This window comes from Staphylococcus sp. 11262D007BW, assembly GCF_053547815.1.
Map to the genome: position 1 here is coordinate 1430546 of NZ_JBPWPJ010000001.1, position 25179 is coordinate 1455724.

Here is a 25179-nt window from a genome sequence, read left to right on the forward strand (position 1 = left end):
ATTGTGAATAAATTCAAAACTTTTTCTAGCTCTTCTTTTCGTGTGTGGTGACGCCTGAGTTTTCAATCATTAATTAAACATATATTTGAATGTTAAATTTAAATTTAATACAATAAGTGACGTATATAGACTTACAAACTAATTATTTATTTAAAAATAGGAGGGATTTCATTGTCTAAAATGTTATCCACACAATTAACCGGCGTTTTCAATCGCTTAGAAGCGCAAGATTTGGATATCCAAATGGCAGCACAAAGTTTAATTCAAGCAATCGGCGGTGAAGGCTATGTTTATGTGAAAGGTTATGGTGACCTTAAACCTTTTGAATCATATATTATGCATAGCTCAGAGCATTTGAAAAAAAGTAAAGCATTAGATGATTTAGATCATTTTGATCAACTCGATAGTACTGATCGTGTGCTATTATTCAGCCCTTACTTCGATGAGGCAATGGAGCAAGATTTAACGCAATTAATTGAAGATGATCGTGATATTGTCGTTATTACGAATAAACCGAAATCTACAACTTTACCTGATCATCTGGTACACTTTATCGATTTATCTACCCCGCGCCCTATCGTTTATACCGAGGATTTTGAAAAAGTGGTTACACCTCATGCTATCGCATTCCACTACATTTATTATGAAATCTACACTCAAATGGTAGAGATGATTAAAGATTTAGATTTATAATTTAATGATTAAAATGTGACGTAAAAAAGGTTGGAACAACAGCGTTCATGCTCTTGTCCCAACCTTAATTTTGATTACTTTAGCGTATTATTTAACGACTTCTTGTCCACGTTTATTCCAAGTGAATACAAAGCTAACCATCGCTAAAATACTGATGATTGTTAATAATGTAAAGCCTGCATTCCAATCGAAATATTCTACAACATACCCTAATACAATATTAGCCATCACTGCGCCACCTAAATAACCGAAAAATCCTGTAAGCCCTGCTGCTGTTCCAGCTGCTTTTTTAGGTACATAGTCTAACGCTTGTAAGCCGATGAGCATAACCGGTCCATAAATTAAGAACCCAATTGTAATTAAGGCTAAGTTATCAATAAGTGGATTGCCTGGTGGGTTAAGCCAATAAACAACAATGGCAATTGTGACACCAATCATAAAAATAAATCCAGCTGGTCCCCTTCTACCTTTAAAGACCTTGTCTGATAACCATCCACATACAAGTGTACCAGGGATCCCTGCCCACTCATATAAAAAGTAAGCCCAACTTGAATTGCTAATATCAAATTGTTTTTCTTCACTTAAATATAGCGGTGCCCAATCCAGCACGCCATAACGCACAAAATACACAAAGATATTGGCAATCGCAATAGCCCAAACCCATTTATTATTGAGTACGTATTGAAATAAAATTTCTTTTGTTGTCAATTCCGTTTCTAACGTATTTCTTTCTTTAGTCGGATAATCGTTACGGTAAGATTCAATTGTAGGTAATCCTACTGATTGTGGTGTATCTCGAATTAAGAAATAAGCTAAAATTGCCAAAATAATGGCAACAATGGCAGGTAAAATGAATACACCTTCATAACCTTTTAAATAACTAATGCCAAATAAACTAACTACAGTAATCCCTAACGTCGCAATTGGCGCCATTAATCCGCCACCGACATTATGCGCTACGTTCCATATAGCCGTTTTACTACCACGTTCACTGACACTAAACCAGTGCACGAGTACTCGACCTGATGGTGGCCATCCCATACCTTGAAACCATCCATTTAAAAACATCATGATAAACATGATCAATATACTTGATGTTAATGCTGGAATAAAACCAACCATCAAATTCACAATCGCACTTAATAACAATCCTAATGTTAAAAATGTCCTCGCGTTACTACGGTCACTCACTGTTCCCATTACAAATTTACTAATCCCATAAGCAATAGAGACAGCAGATAATGCAATACCTAATTGACCTGTTGAAAAGCCTTCTTCAGTTAAGTAAGGCATCGCCATTGAAAAGTTCTTTCTCAATAAATAGTAACCAGCATAACCAATAAAAATACCAATAAACACTTGTAAGCGTAATCGCTTATATGTATCATCAACACGATCTTCCGATACGCTTGGTGCTGATTTAGGTGGCTTTAAAAATTGAAACATCACCCATCCTCCTTTTCCTATCCTCGTTGTTTTTGAGTAAATGAACACACCATAAAACCTTTGTACTCAACAAGTTGGAAGCTCATTTTCTCATTAAGTATTTGATATTGATTTTAATATCTCAATAAATTTTATGAACATTTAAAGCATATGTCAATATAATTTTTATTCATATAAACAAAAGCCAATAAAGTATAGTATCTGGGTACTTTATTAGCGAGTGAAATAGTGAGATTTTTGACGAAAGTACCACATTAAAGCTAAAAAAAGAGCTGAGACATAAAGCGCTAATGCTCTGGAAAACCGATTAACGGTGTCCCAAAAGCAGGATTTTCGGCAGAAAGTTCACGATTCGCCAAAATTTGAAAAACAATTTTAGCGCTTCGTTTGCTTCTGTTCAAATCCTGAACGCTTTTGTCCCAACCTCTTTTGAACATATTATTTATTTTGTTGATTAACTGCTGCTTCAATAAAGGATTTAAAGATAGGTTGTGGTCGATTTGGGCGAGATAAAAATTCTGGATGGAATTGACAAGCAAGGAAGAATGGATGATCTTCTATTTCCACCATTTCGACTAGACGACCATCTGGACTTGTTCCTGAGAAAATCATACCTGCTTCTTCTAATCTTTCTCGATAATGATTATTAAACTCATAACGATGACGATGTCTTTCTTCTATTTCAGATTGATTGTAGATTTTATCTGCCAATGTGCCTGGTTTAATTGAGCATGGGTATAAACCTAGACGTAGTGTACCACCTAAATCTTCAATATCCTTTTGTTCTGGTAATAAATCGATTACTGGGAATGGCGTATTTGGATCTAACTCTGCAGAATGTGCATCATGCATACCTACAACGTGACGCGCATACTCAACTGTCGCTAGTTGCATACCTAAACAAATACCAAAGAATGGTATTTTGTTTTCACGCGCATACTTAATCGCAGAGATTTTACCTTCACTTGCTCTAAATCCAAAGCCACCAGGTACTAAAATACCATCGACATCACTTAAATAAGATGCGGCATTTTCATCTGTTACCTCACTTGAATCAATCCAACGAATATCAATATCTTTCATAAATTGATATCCTGCATGTTTTAATGATTCTGCAACTGATAAATAAGCATCTTGTAAAGCAACATATTTACCGACTAACGCAATTGTAACTTTACCTTCTAAATTATTAACAATGTTCAATAAATGATTCCACTCATCTAATTGCGCATCTTGTTCAACAGACAAGTTTAATCGATTGATAACAATATCATCCATGCCTTGGCGATTTAATTGAAGCGGAATTTCATAAAGTGATTCAGCGTCTCGACATTCAATGACACTTTTATTATCGATATCACAGAATAAAGCAATTTTGTCTTTTAAATCTTGACCCATTTCATATTCTGTACGCACCACAATTAAATCAGGTTGAATACCAAGTCCTCTTAATTCTTTAACACTATGTTGGGTTGGTTTTGTTTTCATTTCCCCAGCAGCTTTAATGTATGGTAATAAGGTACAGTGTACGTACATTACATTGTCACGACCTAAATCACTTCGAATTTGACGAATCGCTTCGATAAATGGAAGTGACTCGATATCACCAGTTGTGCCACCAATTTCTGTAATGACAACATCCGCATTTGTACTTTCACCAGCTAATAATAGTCTAGATTTAATTTCATTCGTAATGTGTGGAATGACTTGAACAGTACCGCCAAGATAATCGCCTCGACGTTCTTTTTGAAGGACGTGAGAATACACTTTACCAGCTGTCACGTTAGAATATTTATTTAAATTGATATCGATAAAACGTTCATAGTGTCCTAAATCTAAGTCTGTTTCCGCACCGTCATCTGTCACAAATACTTCCCCATGTTGATATGGACTCATCGTACCTGGATCCACATTTAAATAAGGGTCAAATTTTTGAATTGTGACTTTTAATCCTCTGTCCTTTAATAAACGTCCAAGTGAAGCGGCCGTGATCCCTTTACCTAAAGAGGATACAACACCACCAGTTACAAAAATAAATTTAGTCATAAATTTATTGCCTCCTCAACTCAATATAAATAATAAAATAGTGATTTTTCTACTTAATTATGACATCGACCTATCTTTTCACACGTTACTACTAAAAATTTCACAAATGTCTGTGTTGTCAGTTTCTTCATTACTGATACTTCATTGCTTTAATTTTAGCTTTTTTGATTTCTATCATTTCTATTAATGACAGTATCGATGAACCACATCCAAATAAAAAAGTTCCCGCTCACAATGTTGATATTGTAAGGGGAACGTTTACGTCAAACTGAATATCAGTTGATATATTAAAAATTAAGATCTATTCATCTTAAGACGTACACATTAATATATTCGTCCTTTTTATAAGGAGCCCGAATAAAATTCTATCACGTTGAGTATAAAAGTCAATCATTTTTATACCGAACTAAACTTTTATACATACCTCTTATTCGTATGATGCTTCCTCTTCTTCGTCGTCTTCGTTGTCTGCTTCATCTTCATAATCGTCATCATATTCTTCATCGATATCATCATCTTCAACGACTAGATCAGATTCTTCAATTTCATCTTCTACATGTTCATCTTCTGGATCTTCTAAACCTTCTTGATCGTCTGTTTCGTTAGGAATATTGGCATCGCCTTCTTCATCATCCTCACCTAACAACGTCAAGTTTTTATCTTCTTCGTCGTCTTCATCTAAAATATCGAATTTTTGAATAGTTGGTGCAATCTTTTCTTCTATATCATCTACAGAATACCAATCGCGTAATCCCCAAATGTTCTCGCCCACACTTAGGAAACGACCATCTGTATTTAAATCTGTATAGAATTGAACAATGCGGTTCTCAATTTCGTGGTCTTCATATCCACCAAGACGCTTAAATTCATCGATAATATCATACAGATTCATTGTTGTATTTTTTTCTTTTAATAATTTGTAAGTCATATTGATAAATGACTTTTCATCTACCATTTCTTTTGTATAATCTTGTAACTTCATCCGTGCATCTTCCTTTCAAGATTGACTTCAATGATATAGAGTTTATTCACAAAACGGTAGCTTAACTTCAATATCATTGTCTTTTCTCAAAAACTTTTATCTTAAAAAATGATACGTTGTTCACATCAACTACTAAAAATATACTTCCAACAGAATTAGATTATATATGACTGTTCATAATTTCGCAATGGAAGACGATGAAAATTCAAAACGTTTCTATTTAGAGAAATGTTATTAAAAACCAAACGCCTTATCTCTTACTTTTACCATTTTTAAAGACATCCATTTTATATTTTTAATAGTTAATGTATTTTTCAAATGTGATGAAATCACTCGTTGAAATGGTTTCTACAAAATTACTTTTTTCAAATAACGGTTTTAAGCGGTGTCTTGGACCGAATAAAGTCATTTCGATTACTTTGATATCATTGAAGTTTTTGCGTACATACGTGGCTAATTGTCTTAAAGCATTTTGCGCTATACCTGTATCGCGATATTGATCATAGACGTAAAGTGAGCGAATAATTAAGCGTTCCTCAAATGCTTCAATCGCAATAAATCCTACTTTTTGATGATCTAAACATAAATCTACTATATTGATTGGACTACTTTCAGAGTGTTCATTATATCTTAATTTTAAAGATGATACATATTTATGGTCGAGATCTAAGTAGTATAAACGTTCTTTTCCAATAGGTCCCTCTTCTTTTGTAGCCGTATGCATAAAGCCGGCACGCTCATAGACATTCCATGCCGCTTCATTTTCAGCATCCACAACCAAATATAAATGGTTAAAATCAGGGAATATCAATTGCACATACTCAGGTATCGTCATCATAATTTTCGTTCCATACCCATTGCCTTGATACGCTTCATTAATTGAGAGAGAACGAATATAGACGACTTCTTTAGGTGTGTCGTAGCCTTCATGTTGATAGTGTTTATGTAGCACGAAAAAACCTACTACGTCCCCTTCCTCATTCGTCACAACATTAGCCACTCTATCCTTATCATTTAATGCATCATCTAATACTTCTTTAGGTAAAGAAGAATAAATTTGTTGACGCTCGCTCAGTTCAAAATGATTTAAAGCCTCGCGGTATTGCTCGTCAAACAATTGTATAGTAATATCATCAAAGTGTTTACTTTTTGTCATTTTAGTTTACCCATTCCTTTGCTTTAATAAGTTATTTAGTTTTTACACTAATTTTCCAAAAATTAAACACAAAAATGCAGTATCACGCATTCTAGCAATTAGAACGGGTAAACAAAATAGATAACAGCATAAAAGAGGGGATAGGATGAAAAAAGAAACAACACAAAAGAAAAAGAATCGAAATTTGGTCTATACCATTTCATTCACAATTATTTTAATTTTAACACTACTTGCTGCGATATTTCCAAAACGATTTGGTGCCTATGCACAAAGTACATATGATGCCATTGCTATTAATTTTGGATGGCTCTTTTTAATCATCGTTTTCGTTTTAGATATCTTTTTAATCTTTTTAGCTATTTCACGTTATGGCCGTTTCAAACTCGGTAGCGATAACGAATCACCTGAATTTTCATTTATATCTTGGGTTGGTATGTTATTTTCAGCTGGTTTAGGTGTCGGAATTGTGTTTTGGGGTGTTGCTGAACCGCTAACACATTATCTCCATTCACCCTTTCCTAATGAAGTACAAGGACAAACGGAAGAATCAGCACGACTAGCAATGGGATATACTTTCTTCCATTGGGGCATTTCTCAGTGGTCTATTTTCGCTATTAGTGGATTAATTGTCGCTTATTTTCAATTTCGTAAAAATCGTGACGGACTTATTTCAACAGCGATGGAACCTGTTTTTGGTGAAACGTACCGTCGCCCTTTTCGAAATATTATCGATATTTTAGCCATTATCGCGACTGTAATGGGTATAGCAACGTCTATTGGATTAGGTATTTTACAAATCGGTGGTGGTTTGGAACATGTATTTTCAGTTCCGAACAACGCTTTAACTTTAATTATTATTACCTTACTCATGACAGTGATTTTCCTAGGTTCAGCGTTAACTGGCATTAATCGAGGCGTCAAATGGTTGAGTAACTTAAATATTATTATTGGAGCGTTATTACTTATTTTTATTCTAATTTTTGGGGATTTACGTTTTATTGTTGAAACATTTACCGCTTCAATCAGTGAATATTTAACGCATTTTATTCAATACAGTTTACGCATCGATCCATACTCAGGGGATAATTCCTGGATTCAACAATGGACAGTCTTTTACTGGGCATGGGTTATCTCATGGTCACCTTTCATAGGCGGCTTTGTCGCACGTGTTTCTAGAGGTCGTACTATTCGAGAATTCGTTATCGGCGTCCTGCTCATTCCACCTTTTATCTCTTTTACATGGATTGCAGGATTTGGTGGCACAGCCATCAATTGGGCTTTAACGAAAAATGATCAAATTGAAAAAATTGTCGACCAAGATTACACCATTGCGCTATTTGAATTATTAAGTAAATTTCCACTGTATGAAGTCACAAGTAGTCTTGCGATTATCTTGATTTTTACATTTTTAATTACAAGTGCCGATTCCACAACACATATCGTTTCAGGTATGGCGACAGGTGGTGTCGAAAATCCAAGTAAAAAACATAAAATGGTTTGGGGCATCCTCATTGGTGCGATTTCTGTTGCGCTAACGGTTGCTGGTGGTTTAACAAGTTTACAAACGGCTTCTGTCGTAACAGGTCTGCCATTTTCAATCATATTATTATTAATGATTTTCTCGCTAATGAATGCCTTACGTCGAGAACATACAAGACACTTTAAAATGTCACATATTGAAGATGAAAAAGACTTCTCAAAAACCATTGAAGAACGTGAACATGATAATGAAATGTAATGAAGGGTCACTTAACGAATTTGTCGAAAATTTCTCCTTGTTTTTTACAATTTTATCGATATACTAATAAGGCAAATTATTTTTTGAGGTGACATGACATGCGTATTGGAATTGATGCTGGTGGAACACTCATCAAAGTCGCAATAGAAGATCAAAGCGAGCGGACTTATCGCACTTATCTTGCAACAGAAATTCAACAAGTGGCAGAGTGGTTGAACACGCTACCTTGTCAAGATATACACGTTACTGGCGGCAATGCCAAAGTATTATCGAATTATATTGATTGTAATCCAAAGTCTTATATTGAGTTTGACGCTGCAGATAAAGGCGTTGAAATGTTGCTAAAAGAACAAAATATTGATATTCATCGCTATATTTTCACTAATGTTGGTACTGGGACATCTTTACACTATTCAGATGAGGAAGGCCAAAAACGTGTTGGTGGTATTGGTACAGGCGGCGGCATGATTCGTGGTTTAGGCTACTTACTCACAAATATAGAAGATTATGAAACACTCACCCAACTTGCGCTAGAAGGAAATCGCGACATTATCGATTTAAAAGTTAAACATATCTACAAAAATGATACGCCGCCTATTTCGGGAGAACTCACAGCAGCTAACTTCGGACATGTATTGCTTAATTTAGACAAAACATTTACTGATGCCGATAAACTAGCATCACTTATCGGCGTTGTTGGTGAGAGTTTAACCACTGTCGCCATTCATGTAGCCCGTGAACATAATGTAGAAGATGTGGTATACATTGGTTCTTCTTTCAATCAAAATCCACTACTTCAAGAAGTCGTGACCAACTATACTATTTTAAGAGGTTTCAAACCACATTATTTACACAACGGAGCCTACGCAGGCGCACTCGGCACATTATATTTATAAAAGTGCGGACAATTACGTGCACTTCGAACATAGTGAGATTAGTGCACGTTATGCATGCGAGTGCCAGCGAGCAGGCGAACCTTTCTAAAATAAAAATGAGCGTCTCACATAAACGATTTTGCAATCTATGTGAGACGCTTATTTATTAAGGCGATAAACATAATATAGTGTAACTACACCTTCTCTTTCATTAACCATCTTATTTCTAAAACTCTAATAAACTTTTTATTGTTTATCATAAAACTTTTTCATTATTCCAAAACCTATTCCTGCTAATATGATACCTACCAGAATTAACCCCATAATATACATTAATCTACACCTCACGCTATAATTTACTTAAATATACCATTAAATTGAAAATAAAACATTCTATTTGTTTACAATATTTTATAAAATGTAATTGCTCATGCAAATATAAGCGTAAATAATAAAGGCTATTTAATATAAATGAGGAATTGGGGATTTCAAAAATACTCTTAAAAACATTTCGAAAGAACGCTTTATGTTTGATATAACATGAATTTAATCGAGTAGGAGAATAACCATTATTTGGTTATTCGTCCTCTCACACCACCGTGCGTACGGTTCCGTACACGGCGGTTCAATATCTTGCGTAAGCCAGCTCTGCGAGGTGGACTAAAGGTATTAGTCCCCACTCGTAGAGTTGTTTTGTTGTAAGCGCACGATGGACTTCTTTTACACTTGAGAGTCGCCAATACTTCTTACGTGATTGTGAAACTCTCATTGCGCTATCATGGTCAAGTCCATATTTACGTAACATTTTGTATTTTGTTTTCGTTTTCTTCCATCTTTTAAGAATCAGTTGTCTAATACGACGGTTTAGCCATGATTGTACTTTTGTTAAAAAGCCTTTAATAAACCCTCTACCAAAATAATTTATCCACCCTCGAGTCACTTGATTGATTTCTGTTATAATCTGTCTGAAGGTACCTGGTCTATTTCGTTTCGTTAGGCGTCTTAAGGAGCGTTTTAAACTTCTTTTTGCTTCCATAGTCGGTCTGAAACGATAAATGCCATTTACTTTGGTCATTAGACAACTCAAGAACTTTAAACGTGTGACTGCACCTACCTTGCTCTTTTCCTTATTTACAATAAGTTTAAGATCCTTTTCGATGAATTTTGTCACACTCTCCATAACACGTTGGCCTGCTCGTTTTGAACGCACAAAGATGACGAAGTCATCAGCGTAGCGAATAAAACGATGTCCACGTTTTTCCAGTTCTTTATCTAATTCATGCAGATAGATGTTACATAATAGCGGCGATATAACGCCACCTTGCGGTGCACCGATTTCTTTATTCTTGTAGTTACCATTGAGGTCAATGGCACCAACTTGTAGACTTCTACGAATGAACTTAGAAATAGTTTTATCCTGGATATGACGCTCAAATAGATACATTAACTTGTCATGATTTAACATATCAAAACATTGTTTTAAGTCGCAGTCGACTGCGACTGAATAACCTTCTTCATAGTATAATGCACATTGCTTCAATGCAGTACCTGTACTACGATTTGGTCTGAAACCATGACTGTGATTTGAAAATGTACGGTCAATTTTAGGTTCAATGACTTGTTTAATGGCTTGTTGGATAACTCTATCTCTTGCGACAGGAATACCCAACACTCGTTTTTTCCCATTTGATTTTGGGATTTCAACTTTCCTTACTGCTTGTGGTTTGTATGTACCATCAAGCAGTTTCTTTCGAATTTGAGGAAAGTACTGCGAGAAGTGCCTATTCAAGTCACTAACACTCATACCATCAATTCCAGGTGCACCTTTGTTCTTTCTCACTTTCTTAATTGCTTTTTCAATGTTGTTTGGTCTTACAACAAGTTCCATCAAAGATGGAGACTCACGATACATTTCTTTCATTTCACCTAAGATTTACTGTACACACTTATATATCCTTTTTTCGTTCCACTACTTATCTTTCTATAAGTTGCCGGTATAAACCGTTTTCTGCACACCGTAAATCTATAACCTCCATTCTTTACTTTGTATTTAATATTGTTCAGTCCTTCGATATGTTTATACCTACTATGACTTCTGCTGATTTCTCATAATTCGTTGTTACTACGATTCTACGAATCGCTTATGAGACCTCCCCGGGTAAGGTGTAACCTCTTTCCACTCATGTCACCACATCATTTACTATATAGAACTCGGGTAGTATAGGACTTTATCTTGTATAGCAGATTCATCCATTCTACATAGCCTTAGTATGATGTTTCTGTTCGTCAGTGCGAGTGTTTGCGTCCGACTTCCTTCAGATTCCACTTCGCAGTGGACACCCTTGTCCTTCGCTAACAGTTCCTACTACCAAGCCTGTAACGGACTTTCACCGTCAAGATGTTACCCATGCCGGGCGCACTATAAAAAGTAGAGAAAAATCATTTAATGATTCTCCTCTACTTTTATGTTTGACCAGGTTCTTATCCTAGCCCTTTTCCTCTACTGATTATATTGTTAATTCATTTGCTAATTTTTGTGCGGAAACAATTGTGCCAATGACACCTGGTTTAATATCGATAGCCACGTATCGATTATCATCTCTTAGTTCATCTAGCCAATCTGAAAAAACTTCACCTTCTACATCGATGAGCTCGAAAGATTCGAAGTCTTCATTAGCTACTTTTTCAGCTCGTTTGCTTAAACTCCAAACAGGCACAAAAAAATGATCATACTCATCAGATACCATCATAAACTGTTTATATCCTTTTTGTGTTAAACCATAAACGGTATCAGTGTTAGCGATGTCTTGAACAAATTCTCGAATTCGAATACGATCTAAATCAGACATAATCTCATTGAAAGCATCAAAAATATTAATTTCATGCCCTTCCGCATTTTCCGTCACATTCACTAACGCTTCATCAGTTTCGTCAAACATCTCATCTAATTCATATGTTGCAAATCGATCAATGTCCATTTTTTTAATTTTGTCATATTCAATCTCTAGATTTTTTAAATAAGCTTCTGCTAAAGATGTTCGTGTCCAAAAACAAACTAAATCTTTCCCGTTATGGTCATGTTTAATAATCTTTTTGTCTTTTACTGCAAAATAAAATTGTTCATTTGTCAAAATGTCTTCATAAAAGCGTTCATTTTTATATGACATAATTAAGCTCCTTTACCATATCAACTTAATTTTGAATATAAACTAGTTTTCATCTTTCGTCAATGAATGGAGAATCATTATGACACTCTATTTAAATTTCTAAAGACCAGCTTTTTCTAAAAAGTCATGTTCATATTTATTCAATTCTGTTTCACTATTGACGTGCCAAATACCACCGAATCTAGATTGCACTTGTTCATCCTCATACCAATCACCATCATAATAAGAGAGTGGATACAACACCCCTTTTTGAACAAATTCCTTAATGGCGTTGAAGAATCGTTCATTATCACCATTTGCAAAATAACTATAAAATTTATGATAGTTACCATTTAACACAGGTTCTAATAACAACATACTTGTCGACCCATTCTGGCGATAATTTAGATCTATTGCATAAACGTCCCCTTTATCATCTACTAATAAGTCAAATCCTGCAATACCGATAAATCCCTCATCTACTGCGTTTTGCATGAGTTCTCTCCCGGCTTGAATGACTTTTTCCGGTACATCTTGGGCATTAATATTGCCATTATAAAATCCATACGCGTTCGTCAACTGTTTGGCTGAACCTATATATACGATCCCTTCTTCAGGATGACGTGCAAACTGGACACAATAATTGTCTACCGCTTCAATACAATCTTCAATAATGAGTGTCTGTGTGGCTTCTTTAGCGTGATAGATACGTGCTTTCGCTTTTGCTAAATCTTCCTCTGTATAACATATCATGACGCCATATCCCCCTGCTGTAGGCAATTCATCACCTGGTTTAATCACAACAGGTAAAGACCAATGTGCGATTTCACTTTCAAATGCATCTACACTGACAATTTGACGCTTTGGTAAATACTTACCATTTGTCCATTTAGAAATATTCGATTTATTATTCAATTGAACAAAAAGATCTTTATTAATAGCGTATTTATTATCAGCTACAATATCTTCCCCATGCACATATTGAAAATAGATGCGTTGATCTTCATCATTCACTAAAGTCTTTAATAATGTTTCATAACTTTCTTGATTATTAAAGGTGTATAAATTTTGCGGCACAGTTTGATCGACTAACTTAAATAATGTCTCTAACTTTGACGTAATACTTGCCTCATGCACAATCACTGGAAGATCTGAAATCAATAACTCCCGTCCAGTTAAAAAGTTAGATTGATGTTCATCCGGTTCAAGCCAAGGGTTAGACACATAAGAAGGACGCGACGTATACACTACATTTGAATCATACAGTTCACCCATCGTCATTTTCGGAGATGTCATCATCATTATAATTTCTCCTTTAACTTTTGATGGTGCGCTTGAATAGATGTCAATAATGCCTCGTCTTGAATTAATTCTGCCCCCATTGTTGCAATAATTTTAGCACCTTTTATCAACGCTTTATCTCCCATTGGACTCTGTGCTGCTTCTCGAAAACGATGGGTATGTCCTACTAAGCTTCTTGGCCCAATTTTAATATGTGGATGAATCGTGGGTACGACATGACTGACATTGCCTGTATCAGTAGACCCATATCCGAAGTCATCATGACTAACTTCTTCGCCTAAAGTGGTCGCATGCTTTTCGAACAATAAATCAAGTTGTGTATTACGAACAAATTCGTTCACCCCATTTTGAATAGGATCAAATTCATAACGACATCCTGTTTGAATTGCTGCACCTTTGGCAATTTGATGGACACGTTCAGTAAGTACATCTAACTCTTTACGAGACATTGCTCTCGTATAAAAACGAGCGTGTGTAAAATCTGGAATAATATTCGCCGCTTCTCCACCGTTTAAAATCACACCATGTACACGATCTGTTTGACGGATATGTTGTCTTAGTTGGCTGATGCCATTAAAAAAACTTAGCATAGCATCTAGTGCATTTCGCGCTTCATAAGCATTTTCCGACGCATGTGCACTTTTTCCAAAAAATTTAATGTCTAATACATCTACAGCTAATGTAGGAATGGTAGGATACGTTTCGTTGCCTGGATGCACCATTAATGCCACATCCACCTCATCAAATAGCCCCTCTTTAACATAAGACGCTTTGGCGCTGCCATTTTCTCCACCTTCTTCAGCAGGGCAACCAAAGACGACCACTCGACCTCCAATCTCATCAATCACTTGTTTTAATGCTATAGCTGCCAACACACTAGCTGTCCCAATAATATTATGACCACACGCATGCCCTAACCCAGGTAACGCATCGTATTCCGCTAAATAGCTAATTGTCGGACCTTCTTTAGAGGATTCATATTCTGCAATAAATCCTGTTGCATGCCCGGCAATATCTTTTGTAACTTCAAATTGATGACTTTTTAAGTGGTCGATTAATAATCGTGATGCAAATAATTCTTCATTGCCGACTTCAGGTCGTTCATGTATTTGATGACTCATATCAATATATGTGAGTCGATGATTATCAATATAGTCTAAAATATGTTGTTGTGTTGTAACCATTCTCTTCTCCCCTTCCAAATAAAAAAAGTTACCAAACCGTAAACTCAATCACCTGTTATATCAAGTGTGATGAGATAAGGTTGATAACATCTTGTCGTTATTTATCTTTCAGCATTCAACGCTGTTGGATTTAGCACCTTTATCGTATGTCGATGAGGTTGCGGGGTTTCGTAGGGCCAAGTCCCTCCACCACTCTTGATAAATTTTTATTAAGTTATTAAACAGTTTAACCGATTTAACACGATTTGTCATTCAATATTCTAAATTTTCATATATCTATTAATAAATCAGAGTTAAATACTCATCTTTAAGATGTTTTATCTAGACTAAAATATGTTAAAATGAAATTAAAAGATATAGGAGGTTGATTTGAATGCCTAAAATGAACGTTGAAAGTTTTAACTTAGATCATACAAAAGTTGTTGCACCATTTATCCGCCTTGCAGGTAAAATGGAAGGATTAAATGGCGATGAAATTTATAAATATGATATTCGCTTTAAACAACCTAACAAAGAACATATGGAAATGCCGGGACTTCATTCTTTAGAACACTTAATGGCTGAAAACATTCGCAACCATACTGACAAAGTAGTAGATTTAAGTCCAATGGGTTGTCAAACTGGATTCTACGTATCATTCATTAACCATGATAACTACGATGATGTGCTAGATATTGTAGAAAAAACATTAAACGATGTACTTAATGCATCAGAAGTACCAGCATGCAACGAAGTACAATGTGGCTGGGCAGCATCACATTCTTTAGAAGGTGCAAAAGAGATTGCTCAAAGTTTTTTAGATCATCGCGATCAATGGCATGATATTTATGGTAATGGCAAATAACTCTACACCATGATAAATATTCAATAAAATAACCCTTGAGTTCCATAACCTAGTGTGAACTCAAGGGCTATTTTTATAATTTACGAATGATTGCCATTAAGACAAATTGCATTGGTATTCTAGCGTATAGCACTGATTTCGGTAAATGTTTGTCACCTAATGGGAGCTGTTTACGCGCCATATAAATGTTTGCTGGTAAAACTGCCCATAAAAAGGCGATTATCCCATGTTTAAACATATATGAAGGGCGTTTAAACACTAAAACTAACCCAATCATCATTTCAAATACCCCTGTGACAAGTACCGCTGTTTTACGAAGCGGCAAATAGTGCGGGACGATACGACGAAATTGTCGTTCTCTTGTGAAATGTAAAATACCAATCATACCAAAGGCAAGACCCATTACAATTCTTAATAAACGCTTCATTTTACCATCCTTTTTATTCTGTAATGACTTTATAAATTAAATCTGGAGATGTTGTCGTATCTTGAATCGCAATATTATCGTACAATTTTTGCTTTACATCTTCAACATTTTCGCGATTAGCATAAATCGTTAACAAACTTTCTCCTTCAGACACAGTGTCTCCCACTTTTTTATGCAATTTAAGGCCGACCGCTAAATCAATTTGATCTTCTTTCGTTTGACGACCTGCGCCCAACATCATAGAAGCAATGCCAATCTCATTAGCAACAATCTCTGACACGACACCTGATTTTTTTGCTGGTAACTCAATTTGATATTGTGCTTGAGGTAAACGTGTAGGATCATCAACTACAGAAGCATCGCCGCCTTGAATGTCTAAAAATGTTTTAAACTTTTCAAGCGCTTTACCATTATCGATCACTTCCTGTAATTTTTGACGTGCCTCATCTAATGTCTCTGCCTTTTGAGCCAAAACGACCATCTGAGCTCCTAATGTAAGTACAAGTTCTGTTAAATCTTCTGGTCCTTCACCTTTTAATGTATCTATTGCTTCTTTTAATTCAAGTGCATTCCCAATAGCATAGCCTAAAGGTTGACTCATATCCGAAATAATTGCCATTGTCTGACGACCCACTTGGTTACCAATTTGAACCATTGCATGCGCCAAGGCTTCCGCTTCCTCTACGGTTTTCATAAATGCACCATTGCCTGTTTTAACATCTAGCACAATGGCGTCCGCACCCGCTGCAATTTTTTTACTCATAATTGAAGAAGCAATGAGTGGGATTGAATTCACAGTCCCTGTCACATCTCTCAAGGCATAAATCTTTTTATCCGCAGGTGTTAAATTACCTGTTTGTCCGATAACTGCGATTTGGTGTTCGTTCACATTTTGGATAAATGATTCATCTGATAATTCGACGTGAAATCCTTCTACAGCTTCTAATTTATCAATTGTACCACCTGTGTGACCTAATCCTCGACCACTCATTTTAGCAACTGGTACACCTAGTGATGCAACTAGCGGCGCTAATACAAGTGTTGTTGTATCACCAACACCCCCAGTTGAGTGCTTATCCACTTTGATGCCTTTAATATTCGATAAATCAATTTGATCACCAGACTCGACCATTGCCATTGTTAAAGCAGCACGTTCTTCGTCGTTCATATCTTGGAAGAAAATCGCCATCGCAAGACTCGACATTTGATAATCAGGAATATCACCATTAGTATAGCCTTCAACCACAAAACGAATTTCCTCTTCTGTTAAAGCATAGCCATCTCTTTTTTTGGAAATAATATCTACCATTCTCATAGCTGTCCCTCTTTTCTAATACTTATTTATTCCTCAACTATTCACCTATATTATACCTATTTATGAAACAATGGTAAATTTATAATGCTTTAAACAGTGTCTCCTTTTAGTACCGCTTCTTAAGGTTTTCGTCGACATTTAAAGGGTCATCTGTTATCTTTAGATTAATGACAATATCTATTGTTAAAAGGAGAGATTTCTATGACTCAAGGGACACCTCATATTCAACCAAATGGGACAAAAATTGCAAAAACGGTTTTAATGCCTGGGGATCCATTACGCGCTAAATATATCGCGGATAACTATTTAGAAAATGTTGAACAGTTTAATGAAGTACGTAACATGTTCGGTTATACAGGTACATATAAAGGCAAAGAAGTATCAGTAATGGGCTCAGGTATGGGTATTCCAAGTATTGGTATTTATTCTTATGAGCTATACAACTTTTTCGGTGTAGAAACGATTATTCGCATTGGCTCTTGTGGTGCAATGCAGGAAGATGTCAATTTATATGACATTATTATTGCACAAGGCGCTTCAACAAATTCAAATTACGTTGATCAATATCAAATTCCAGGTCATTTTGCACCCCTAGCTGACTTTGATTTAATCGTACAAGCTAAAAATAAAGCTGATGATATCGGTGCACGTACACACGTAGGTAATGTATTATCTTCTGACACATTCTACAACGCAGACCCAGATTTCAACCAAAAATGGATCGACATGGGTATTTTAGGTGTCGAAATGGAATCTGCAGGCTTATATTTAAATGCCATCAAAGCAGGTAAAAAAGCTTTAGGTATATTTACTGTAAGTGACCACTTACTTCGCGATGAAGCAACAACAGCTGAAGAACGTCAAAACTCATTTACACAAATGATGGAAGTCGCTTTAGAAATCGCTGAATAAACATAGAAAAACGAGTAGCAAGTTCAATGCATGGTACTGCTACTCGTTTTTTTATGTCTAAATGGTTTTATTTTGATCTGAATCTGAGAAAAAGCGTTGCTCCTCATCAGTTGGCTTTGCCCAAGTGGTTTTCCACATTTTATCTCTATTATTCGCAAATAATCGATAACCTATATTTCGAACCGGACTAGGTACGAGCCACATTAATGCAGCTAGCCATTGAAACTTTTTCAATTTAAAAATGAGCTTGATAATCGCTTTTGATTCAAAATATAAATGGTCACCTTCCTGAAGCACCACACTATTATATGAATCTACTTCAGGGTAGTCCTTACGCAACTGATCACCAGCTGCACTTTTTAACGGAATAAACTCATAATTTCTCGGTAAGCCATTGCGAATAAGCCATATTGCGTAATTATAACAATAGATGCAATGATCATCATAATAAATAATTGGCATATCCATCCTCCTTAAACAGCTTTCTTATCTTTACCCTGTTTAAAAAGTTTCAAAATCACGTTATGTGAATATTATTCCAACGCCTCTTGTTGTTGGAAGTAACGTTTTTCTTCTTTTGAGAGCTTAATAATTTTAAAGCCAATAAAGCCATAAATGATTGAAATAATTGGCACCACCATATTCAGAATAGCAAATGGTGCGTACTGAGCTACTGAAACACCTAGTGTTGTAGCAATAAACACACCACAAGTATTCCAAGGTACAAATACAGACGTTAATGTTCCGCCATCCTCAAGTGCTCTAGATAAGTTCTTAGGATGTAGTCCCTTATCAATAAACGTAGACACGTACATACGTGATGGCACAATGATTGAGATGTATTGTTCAGAACATGTAACGTTCGTACCGATACAAGACACAATAACAGATGCAATTAAAGAACCTGTGCTCTTAGCAAACTTCAACACTACATTGATAAGTGCCTTTAACATGCCAGAATATTCTAACAATCCACCAAATGTCATTGCTACTAAAGTTAAAGAAATGGTATAGAACATAGACTCTAACCCACCACGATTAAAGAGTTCATCAATCGTTTCATTGCCTGAATCGATTTCATATCCTGTCTGCAAGGCTGTAACAGCATCTAATAATGAATCACCTTGGAAGAAAATTTGAGTGAAAAAGCCAAGGACCACCCCTATTACTATTGCTGGAATAGCGGGCACTTTTAACGCTACAATGACAATAACAATAACCGGTACAATTAATAATAGCGGCGAAATCGTAAATGAGTCATCGATCGCATTCATAATGGTGTCAATGCGTTCCTGATTTAAATTGTTACTACCATATATCTGACCTAAAATGAAAAATGCAATTAAACTAATAATCAAACCTGGAATGGTTGTAAAAAACATGTGTTTAATATGTTCAAATAAATCTACATTTGTTAGGCCTGAAGCAAGGTTAGTAGTATCTGATAACGGACTCATTTTATCCCCAAAATAAGAACCCGATATTACTGCTCCAGCGACCATTCCTGGCGATAACCCCATACTAATACCAATCCCCATCGAAGCTACACCAATTGTGGCCATTGTAGACCAACTACTTCCAATTGCCAATGCTACAATCCCACAGATTAACACGACAACCGCTAAAAAATAAGTAGGTGAAATTAACTTCAAACCGTAATAAATCATCGCTGCAACAACACCACTACCTATCCATGCACCGATAATGAGTCCAACCAACATAATAATGACAATGGCTGGTAGCGCATGTCTAATCCCCTTATACATCATCTCTTCAACTTCATCCCATTTGTATCCGTGAAGTAGCGTAATGATAATCGCTGCAGATGTACCAATTAATAACGGTATATGTGGTGCTACCTGTAAAACCACGACCGTATATAGCATCGTACCTATCATAATCGCTAATGTTAATAGTGCATACCAAACATTGATTTCCTTCTTCTCACGAGTTTTACTTTTCAATAATGTGCACTCCCTTTGTTTAAAGTGTAATGTAAACGATTACATTTATATTACTATGTATCTATGTAACCTTCAACACTTTTTTGTATATTCTAACAATTTAAAGGATACCTCTATAAACCTCACACAGTAGTCTCACTATAAACGTTATTTTTTTATAATATAATAAAAGGACCACATTTTCAAAGTAGAAAATGTGGTTTCTCTCTCTTATTGAGGACTGAGACATAAAATATTAAGGCTTTAGGAAAGCAATTAATAGTGTCACAACCTCACTTCATATTAATGTTTCACTTGAATAATTCTGGCATATTTTAAAAACTGATCTGAATAACGTTCTTTCACTTGTTTTGGTGTTAAATATGTCACACCTACAATGTGCCAATTTGGATTAAAACGATAAAATGAATCTTTTTCGCGACTCCATTTAATCATGCTACCGTCTTTATTATATCTTGGTAAAGTCACTTCGTAGCCTTCAAGTACATTGATATACGTTTGAAAAATATCTGGATCAATACGTTCAAATTGATCAATCACTAAATATTGACGTTCACTTTTAGGCATTAAATCTGTGATAAAACCTTCTCTGTAATATAACGCCCCTGCTTCATTTGGTAGGTAGCGGCCATAAAGCATTTCTTCTGAAAAGTCCGGATGCCCTACAGTAATGACTGAAGAAGCGTTTGCTCTTTCAACTAATGACTCTGCCGCTTTTAAACCTTCTTCTTTATCGTCCGCAATTAATAATATAAACGGTTTAATATCTTCATCTTTTGGATTATTTTCAGTCGAAATCGTTTCAAATTGACCTTTAACGCCACCATTTTGACTCATATCCATAATTGCTTCATATTGCGTCGACGTTAAACTTGCAATGGCCTGTTTCGCATTTTCCTGTAAGAAATATAAATTTTTCAATTTAGCGTGTTTATTTAATGTCATCAATGAGACAGGCTGAATATCCTCAAGATACTTAATTTGAATAGCTGTTGTATTTGTGCGTCCAGGTTGAGGCGGTAAAGTTTGTATATGATGTGCTACTTCTGCTCGCCCAATGACTGACTGATTCACATATTTATTATAAATAATGATTTGGTCGCCGATTTCAAGTTGTGTGTAATAATGGTAGCCATTGCGTTTAATACCATTTCTTGTGTGTGTGAAAATCGTGTAAGTCTCTCCAGGTTCAAAATTCTCTGTTTCAGCCATGAAGAAATAACGCGGAATAGGCATTTCTCCTGTACCTAACTTTTTAATAATATCAAATTCTTCTTCTGAAATTTTATTAAAAAGTGATTCCCTCATATTCGTCATACGAAATTCTAATGCTTCACTTCGTTTTAAATAATCAATCGTTAATGGTTTTAACGTTTCATTAAACTTAAATTGAACATGAATTTTGTTCTGTGCACCTGTCATAACACTTGTAATCTCGCCCCACCCTAATAGGCCAGCATCAGTTTGGACTTGATAAAAAATCACCTTATCGCCAACTTGGGCTTGTTTAAAAGCACGAAACCCTTGTGTTGGATTAAACTGTGCACCTGATTCAAAAACTGTTGTTTGCCCAACTAATGGTTCATTATGATTCCATCGATTGTAACCACAATTTAACCAAAAATAATTTGTTTCTTCCGACATGATGTACTAAATCTCCTTTTCATAATATCGTCGTCGTTGATGTATTGATATCGAATGGGAACGAAATGCTACTGATTTATCTTTAAATAAAATTTCACATTCATTTATTGTGTAACTATTTGAAGTATTCCAGCAAGCACTGGAAATGCATTAATTAAAATACCAAATACCTTTAACATTTTACTAATATGCTGATTAGGAAAAGTCCAAATCATCGCAATAATGCCTATCAAACCAATAATAATTGGAAATACTAAAGACGGAAATAAGTCGACGTAGAAAAAAGTGGAGACACCTGAAAGAATGCCGCAAATTAACGCGATATAAAGTCCTATCCTCATTGAATCTTCTCCTTAATCTTCCTTAAATATAACTAATGATGACGTCCATTTCGCCTTCAAAAACATTATCTAAATCCTCTGCAGTTAAGATGAAATGGTCTCCTTTTTGAATTTTAAAGATTTCACCATCTGCAATCAACTGTCCCTCACCTTCAATCACTGAAACAAGTACAAATTCACGTGGCTTCATATAGTTCAGTGTGCCACTAATACTCCATTTTGTAACAGTAAAAAAGGAATTGGAAACAAATGTCGTACATTTATGACTTTCTATCATTTCTGTATGCGGAATCACATTTGGACTTTCATCACTAATATTAATCACATCTTTACTTTGTTCAAGATGAAGGGGTCTTAGTTCTCCTTGATCATTCACACGATCATAATCATAAATACGATAGGTCGTATCCGAAGATTGTTGAGTTTCAAGTATCATAATCCCCTTACCTATTCCGTGAACCGTACCCGCAGGCACATAAAAGAAATCCCCTTTTTTGACAGGAATACGTTTAAACAAGCTATCAAAATGATGATGGTCTATCTTGTAATTTAATTCCTCTTGAGTTTGGGCATGCGTTCCATATATAATTTCCGCACCTTCTTCAGCATCTAAAACATACCAACATTCCGTTTTACCATATTCACCATTTTCATGTTCATAAGCATATGTATCATCAGGATGGACTTGCACAGATAATTTGTCCGCCGCATCTAAAATTTTTGTTAATAAAGGAAACTTTTCCGATGGGAACTCTCCAAATAACTTTGGATACTTCGTCCAAACTTCATCTAATGTCATACTTTGATATGGCCCATTTAAAATACGATTCGCTCCATTTGGATGCGTAGAAATCCCCCATACTTCTCCAATATGATCATTAGGTAATTCATAGTTAAATTGTGTTAAGTGCGTTCCACCCCAAAGTCGCTCTTTAAATACAGGTTCAAAAATTAATGGCATCGGTGCTTCACCTCTTAGTCTTGATTAAGGTTATGAGGCGGGTCATTATTCATTCATACCCTAACCTCACTGTCGATTGTACGTGCAATTAAATCTATTGTGATTGTATCATATCTGAACGAAAAGTACCGTAAAAATTAATAGGCGTTTATAGCATAATGAGGTTGGGACAAAAGCGTTTAGGATTTGAGCAGAAGCGAACGAAGAGCTAAAATTGTTTTTTCAAATTTTGGCGAATCGTGAACTTTCTGCCGAAAATCCTGCTTTTGGGACACCGTTAATCGGTTTTCCAGAGCATTATCGCTTTATGTCTCAGCCTCTGATTCAACAATAAAATTATCAATTAATGTTTGACGAATTTCAGCTAAATGTTGTGTCATTGCTTTAGCAGCTTGTGATTCATCTTTGTTTTGAATGGCCTCCAATATCGCTATATGTTCTTCCATTAACTTTTCCATCGTTTTTTGGCGATTATAAATGTAAATTCTGCGTGTACCTTTCATCGTTTGTTGAATTAAATCAGAAATATTATTTAATAACTCATACAATAGGCGATTTTGAGAAGCTTTTGCAATTGCAAGATGAAACTTTAAATCCGCTTCTTCCCCAGACCGTTGTTGACCAATAGCTTCATTCATTTCTTTAAGCGCTAAATTCATCGCTTCAATGTCTTCTTCACTTCTTCTGTTAGATGCAAATTGAGCGGTAGAAATTTCAACAACTTCACGTAATTCTAATATTTCTTGAACGCGTTCTTTAGTAAGTTGTTGCGAAGAAAAATCGAATAATTGAGGGTGGTTCGCTTTAATAAAGGTCCCGTAGCCTTGTTTGATTTCTATCAACCCGATCATACGCAATGCGTTTAACGCCTCACGAATGGAAGCATTACTAACACCGTACTCCTCAGATAACTTTTGTATAGAGGGCAGTCGATCCCCCACTTGTAATTTCCCTTGTTCAATTTGTTGAATGAGTAAATCTGCAATTTGCTCATATATTTTTTGACTTGAAATTTTCATTAGTCGGCCTCCTAAACTTTCCTTTTATATTCTATCAAATAACACAATCTCCTTGGCCATAAATCGTGATTTATTTATATTTATTTTAATGAGGTTCGCTCAAATGATTAGATTTCAAAAATTAAAAATTGCATACGATGCGATTTCCATAGGACTCTAGCCTGATTTTCACCTTTTTGATTTTCAAATGAACAACTTTTTGATAATGTGATTTATATGTTGAAAGGAGGATTCTTCGTTGTTTCATTTTACAAAACTATTCTGGCGTAATGCCACACCTCAAAAAGGTAAATTATTAGTAGCCAATTTAATTAATTTGGTTATTATGTTATTACTCTTTACCATTTCATTACTCCCAGTACAAATGATTATGAACATGTGGCTCATGTTCATGTTTACAGGTCAAGGTAATATGGCCACACTCATCATTGCTACAATTGGTATAGTCTTACTCATATTATTGCTATTCCTTTTGGTTATTTTACCACTATACACTGGGTCAGTAAGAACATATCGAAATGCATTATTACCAAATAAAACTGTTTCATTTAAAGATTTATTTAGTAGTTTTAAAGGAAAAGTATGGCGTAAAGCTCTTGTTATTGGACTTGTAGCACTTTTAATTATTATTGTGACACAGTTCATTAATTACTTTATTAACTCAGGTATTTCAACACTGGCACAATGGATCGTACAAAAATCATCTATTTCTATTACAGATCCTAATAATATGCTCGTGTACTCATTAATTATTTCTGTAATCATTCCAGTCATTACAAGCATTCTAACATGGCTTTCAGTCATCTATATTACGAATGCAGCAACATCTCTTGTACATGAACCAGAAGAACCTGTAAAAGTACATTTAAAAAATGCTTGGCGTCATATGAAAAATAAACAACATACATTTTTCAAATTTTTCATTGGTATTATGTTATCAAACTTAATCGTGATTTTAGCTTATGGTCCTGTTTATACATTGATTCTCCTTGGTTTATCAGGCATCTCACAAAATGCTGCATCCATCATCGCAAACATTTTAAGTGTTGTCTTTTTCCTTATCCGTTATTTCATCTTCTTTATGATTATCGGAACAATCGTTCAATATTATTTACAATACGGACAAAAAGAAGAATCAAAAACAACAGAATCATAATAAAAAAGTGGAATGAGCCGTTTAACGA

General features: G+C 35.3%; 22 protein-coding genes and 1 riboswitch. Of the genes, 6 read left to right on the plus strand and 16 right to left on the minus strand.

Going from position 1 to position 25179, the window contains the following annotated elements:
- The first annotated feature begins 171 nt into the window (after window positions 1-171).
- The gene (locus ACEE93_RS07130; protein ID WP_449156060.1) at window positions 172-693 is read left to right on the plus strand and encodes a DUF2529 family protein; all 522 of its coding nucleotides are present in this window, start codon (window positions 172-174) and stop codon (window positions 691-693) included.
- 87 nt (window positions 694-780) lie between these two features.
- Here ACEE93_RS07130 and glpT read toward each other — a convergent pair whose 3' ends face one another.
- The 4 genes from glpT to ACEE93_RS07150 form a co-directional block, all read right to left on the minus strand.
- Window positions 781-2139, minus strand: coding sequence for a glycerol-3-phosphate transporter (gene glpT / locus ACEE93_RS07135; protein WP_449156061.1), 1359 nt, complete (start codon window positions 2137-2139; stop codon window positions 781-783).
- Between the two features lie 438 nt (window positions 2140-2577).
- The gene (locus ACEE93_RS07140) at window positions 2578-4185 is read right to left on the minus strand and encodes a CTP synthase (RefSeq protein ID WP_449156062.1); all 1608 of its coding nucleotides are present in this window, start codon (window positions 4183-4185) and stop codon (window positions 2578-2580) included.
- A gap of 427 nt (window positions 4186-4612) precedes the next feature.
- Window positions 4613-5167, minus strand: a complete 555-nt coding sequence (gene rpoE / locus ACEE93_RS07145) for a DNA-directed RNA polymerase subunit delta (protein WP_449156063.1) — start codon at window positions 5165-5167, stop codon at window positions 4613-4615.
- A 295-nt stretch (window positions 5168-5462) separates the two neighbouring features.
- Window positions 5463-6323 (minus strand): GNAT family N-acetyltransferase, encoded by an 861-nt coding sequence (locus tag ACEE93_RS07150; RefSeq protein WP_449156064.1) that lies wholly within the window; start codon window positions 6321-6323, stop codon window positions 5463-5465.
- A gap of 145 nt (window positions 6324-6468) precedes the next feature.
- Between ACEE93_RS07150 and ACEE93_RS07155 the strand changes: the two genes are divergently transcribed.
- A complete protein-coding gene (locus ACEE93_RS07155; protein ID WP_449156065.1) occupies window positions 6469-8061 on the plus strand; it encodes a BCCT family transporter in 1593 nt (530 codons plus the stop codon).
- Between the two features lie 98 nt (window positions 8062-8159).
- Complete coding sequence (coaW, locus tag ACEE93_RS07160) at window positions 8160-8957, plus strand: type II pantothenate kinase (RefSeq protein ID WP_449156066.1); 798 nt, start codon at window positions 8160-8162, stop codon at window positions 8955-8957.
- A gap of 604 nt (window positions 8958-9561) precedes the next feature.
- Here the strand turns inward: coaW and ltrA are convergent.
- The 4 genes from ltrA to ACEE93_RS07180 form a co-directional block, all read right to left on the minus strand.
- Window positions 9562-10848, minus strand: coding sequence for a group II intron reverse transcriptase/maturase (gene ltrA, locus ACEE93_RS07165; protein ID WP_449156320.1), 1287 nt, complete (start codon window positions 10846-10848; stop codon window positions 9562-9564).
- A 595-nt stretch (window positions 10849-11443) separates the two neighbouring features.
- The gene (locus ACEE93_RS07170) at window positions 11444-12103 is read right to left on the minus strand and encodes a DUF2750 domain-containing protein (protein ID WP_449156275.1); all 660 of its coding nucleotides are present in this window, start codon (window positions 12101-12103) and stop codon (window positions 11444-11446) included.
- A 99-nt stretch (window positions 12104-12202) separates the two neighbouring features.
- Window positions 12203-13381, minus strand: a complete 1179-nt coding sequence (gene ldmS / locus ACEE93_RS07175) for an L-aspartate--L-methionine ligase LdmS (protein ID WP_449156296.1) — start codon at window positions 13379-13381, stop codon at window positions 12203-12205.
- A gap of 2 nt (window positions 13382-13383) precedes the next feature.
- Window positions 13384-14568, minus strand: a complete 1185-nt coding sequence (locus tag ACEE93_RS07180) for a M20 family metallopeptidase (RefSeq protein WP_449156276.1) — start codon at window positions 14566-14568, stop codon at window positions 13384-13386.
- Between the two features lie 98 nt (window positions 14569-14666).
- Window positions 14667-14773: riboswitch (SAM riboswitch) on the minus strand.
- 168 nt (window positions 14774-14941) lie between these two features.
- Between ACEE93_RS07180 and ACEE93_RS07185 the strand changes: the two genes are divergently transcribed.
- Window positions 14942-15412: an S-ribosylhomocysteine lyase gene (locus ACEE93_RS07185; RefSeq protein ID WP_449156277.1), complete on the plus strand. Its 471-nt coding sequence runs from the start codon at window positions 14942-14944 to the stop codon at window positions 15410-15412.
- Window positions 15413-15485: 73 nt separating this feature from the next.
- Here the strand turns inward: ACEE93_RS07185 and ACEE93_RS07190 are convergent, their stop codons facing one another.
- Together ACEE93_RS07190 and ACEE93_RS07195 are read right to left on the minus strand one after the other, a co-directional pair.
- Window positions 15486-15839, minus strand: a complete 354-nt coding sequence (locus ACEE93_RS07190; protein WP_449156278.1) for a DoxX family protein — start codon at window positions 15837-15839, stop codon at window positions 15486-15488.
- Between the two features lie 13 nt (window positions 15840-15852).
- Window positions 15853-17154: a pyrimidine-nucleoside phosphorylase gene (locus ACEE93_RS07195; protein WP_449156279.1), complete on the minus strand. Its 1302-nt coding sequence runs from the start codon at window positions 17152-17154 to the stop codon at window positions 15853-15855.
- A gap of 201 nt (window positions 17155-17355) precedes the next feature.
- Here ACEE93_RS07195 and deoD point away from each other — a divergent pair, with 201 nt between their 5' ends.
- Window positions 17356-18066 carry a purine-nucleoside phosphorylase gene (deoD, locus tag ACEE93_RS07200; RefSeq protein WP_449156280.1) on the plus strand — a complete coding sequence of 237 codons (711 nt, stop codon included), beginning with the start codon at window positions 17356-17358 and terminating at the stop codon, window positions 18064-18066.
- A gap of 57 nt (window positions 18067-18123) precedes the next feature.
- On the opposite strand, the gene ACEE93_RS07205 is transcribed toward deoD, so the two are convergent.
- The 6 genes from ACEE93_RS07205 to ACEE93_RS07230 form a co-directional block, all read right to left on the minus strand.
- Window positions 18124-18528 carry a thiol-disulfide oxidoreductase DCC family protein gene (locus ACEE93_RS07205; protein WP_449156281.1) on the minus strand — a complete coding sequence of 135 codons (405 nt, stop codon included), beginning with the start codon at window positions 18526-18528 and terminating at the stop codon, window positions 18124-18126.
- Window positions 18529-18599: 71 nt separating this feature from the next.
- Complete coding sequence (gene nhaC, locus ACEE93_RS07210; RefSeq protein WP_449156297.1) at window positions 18600-19964, minus strand: Na+/H+ antiporter NhaC; 1365 nt, start codon at window positions 19962-19964, stop codon at window positions 18600-18602.
- Between the two features lie 348 nt (window positions 19965-20312).
- The gene (locus ACEE93_RS07215; protein WP_449156282.1) at window positions 20313-21674 is read right to left on the minus strand and encodes an EVE domain-containing protein; all 1362 of its coding nucleotides are present in this window, start codon (window positions 21672-21674) and stop codon (window positions 20313-20315) included.
- Window positions 21675-21778: 104 nt separating this feature from the next.
- Window positions 21779-22015 (minus strand): hypothetical protein, encoded by a 237-nt coding sequence (locus ACEE93_RS07220; RefSeq protein ID WP_449156283.1) that lies wholly within the window; start codon window positions 22013-22015, stop codon window positions 21779-21781.
- Between the two features lie 22 nt (window positions 22016-22037).
- Window positions 22038-22976 (minus strand): mannose-6-phosphate isomerase, class I, encoded by a 939-nt coding sequence (gene manA, locus ACEE93_RS07225; RefSeq protein ID WP_449156475.1) that lies wholly within the window; start codon window positions 22974-22976, stop codon window positions 22038-22040.
- A gap of 305 nt (window positions 22977-23281) precedes the next feature.
- A complete protein-coding gene (locus ACEE93_RS07230) occupies window positions 23282-23995 on the minus strand; it encodes a FadR/GntR family transcriptional regulator (protein ID WP_449156285.1) in 714 nt (237 codons plus the stop codon).
- A 238-nt stretch (window positions 23996-24233) separates the two neighbouring features.
- Here ACEE93_RS07230 and ACEE93_RS07235 point away from each other — a divergent pair, with 238 nt between their 5' ends.
- Window positions 24234-25151, plus strand: coding sequence for a hypothetical protein (locus tag ACEE93_RS07235; protein ID WP_449156286.1), 918 nt, complete (start codon window positions 24234-24236; stop codon window positions 25149-25151).
- Window positions 25152-25179 lie beyond the last annotated feature (28 nt).

What these genes read in the sequence shown, in the direction of transcription:
- ACEE93_RS07155 (WP_449156065.1), top strand. Translation starts at nt 6,469, where the DNA reads ATGAAAAAAGAAACAACACAAAAGAAAAAGAATCGAAATTTGGTCTAT.
- ltrA (WP_449156320.1), bottom strand. Translation starts at nt 10,848, where the DNA reads ATGTATCGTGAGTCTCCATCTTTGATGGAACTTGTTGTAAGACCAAAC.
- coaW (WP_449156066.1), top strand. Translation starts at nt 8,160, where the DNA reads ATGCGTATTGGAATTGATGCTGGTGGAACACTCATCAAAGTCGCAATA.
- ACEE93_RS07230 (WP_449156285.1), bottom strand. Translation starts at nt 23,995, where the DNA reads ATGAAAATTTCAAGTCAAAAAATATATGAGCAAATTGCAGATTTACTC.
- ACEE93_RS07185 (WP_449156277.1), top strand. Translation starts at nt 14,942, where the DNA reads ATGCCTAAAATGAACGTTGAAAGTTTTAACTTAGATCATACAAAAGTT.
- glpT (WP_449156061.1), bottom strand. Translation starts at nt 2,139, where the DNA reads ATGTTTCAATTTTTAAAGCCACCTAAATCAGCACCAAGCGTATCGGAA.
- ldmS (WP_449156296.1), bottom strand. Translation starts at nt 13,381, where the DNA reads ATGATGACATCTCCGAAAATGACGATGGGTGAACTGTATGATTCAAAT.
- ACEE93_RS07140 (WP_449156062.1), bottom strand. Translation starts at nt 4,185, where the DNA reads ATGACTAAATTTATTTTTGTAACTGGTGGTGTTGTATCCTCTTTAGGT.
- ACEE93_RS07195 (WP_449156279.1), bottom strand. Translation starts at nt 17,154, where the DNA reads ATGAGAATGGTAGATATTATTTCCAAAAAAAGAGATGGCTATGCTTTA.
- ACEE93_RS07215 (WP_449156282.1), bottom strand. Translation starts at nt 21,674, where the DNA reads ATGTCGGAAGAAACAAATTATTTTTGGTTAAATTGTGGTTACAATCGA.
- ACEE93_RS07205 (WP_449156281.1), bottom strand. Translation starts at nt 18,528, where the DNA reads ATGCCAATTATTTATTATGATGATCATTGCATCTATTGTTATAATTAC.
- manA (WP_449156475.1), bottom strand. Translation starts at nt 22,976, where the DNA reads ATGCCATTAATTTTTGAACCTGTATTTAAAGAGCGACTTTGGGGTGGA.
- deoD (WP_449156280.1), top strand. Translation starts at nt 17,356, where the DNA reads ATGACTCAAGGGACACCTCATATTCAACCAAATGGGACAAAAATTGCA.
- ACEE93_RS07190 (WP_449156278.1), bottom strand. Translation starts at nt 15,839, where the DNA reads ATGAAGCGTTTATTAAGAATTGTAATGGGTCTTGCCTTTGGTATGATT.
- nhaC (WP_449156297.1), bottom strand. Translation starts at nt 19,964, where the DNA reads ATGATAGGTACGATGCTATATACGGTCGTGGTTTTACAGGTAGCACCA.
- ACEE93_RS07220 (WP_449156283.1), bottom strand. Translation starts at nt 22,015, where the DNA reads ATGAGGATAGGACTTTATATCGCGTTAATTTGCGGCATTCTTTCAGGT.
- ACEE93_RS07150 (WP_449156064.1), bottom strand. Translation starts at nt 6,323, where the DNA reads ATGACAAAAAGTAAACACTTTGATGATATTACTATACAATTGTTTGAC.
- ACEE93_RS07170 (WP_449156275.1), bottom strand. Translation starts at nt 12,103, where the DNA reads ATGTCATATAAAAATGAACGCTTTTATGAAGACATTTTGACAAATGAA.
- ACEE93_RS07180 (WP_449156276.1), bottom strand. Translation starts at nt 14,568, where the DNA reads ATGGTTACAACACAACAACATATTTTAGACTATATTGATAATCATCGA.
- rpoE (WP_449156063.1), bottom strand. Translation starts at nt 5,167, where the DNA reads ATGAAGTTACAAGATTATACAAAAGAAATGGTAGATGAAAAGTCATTT.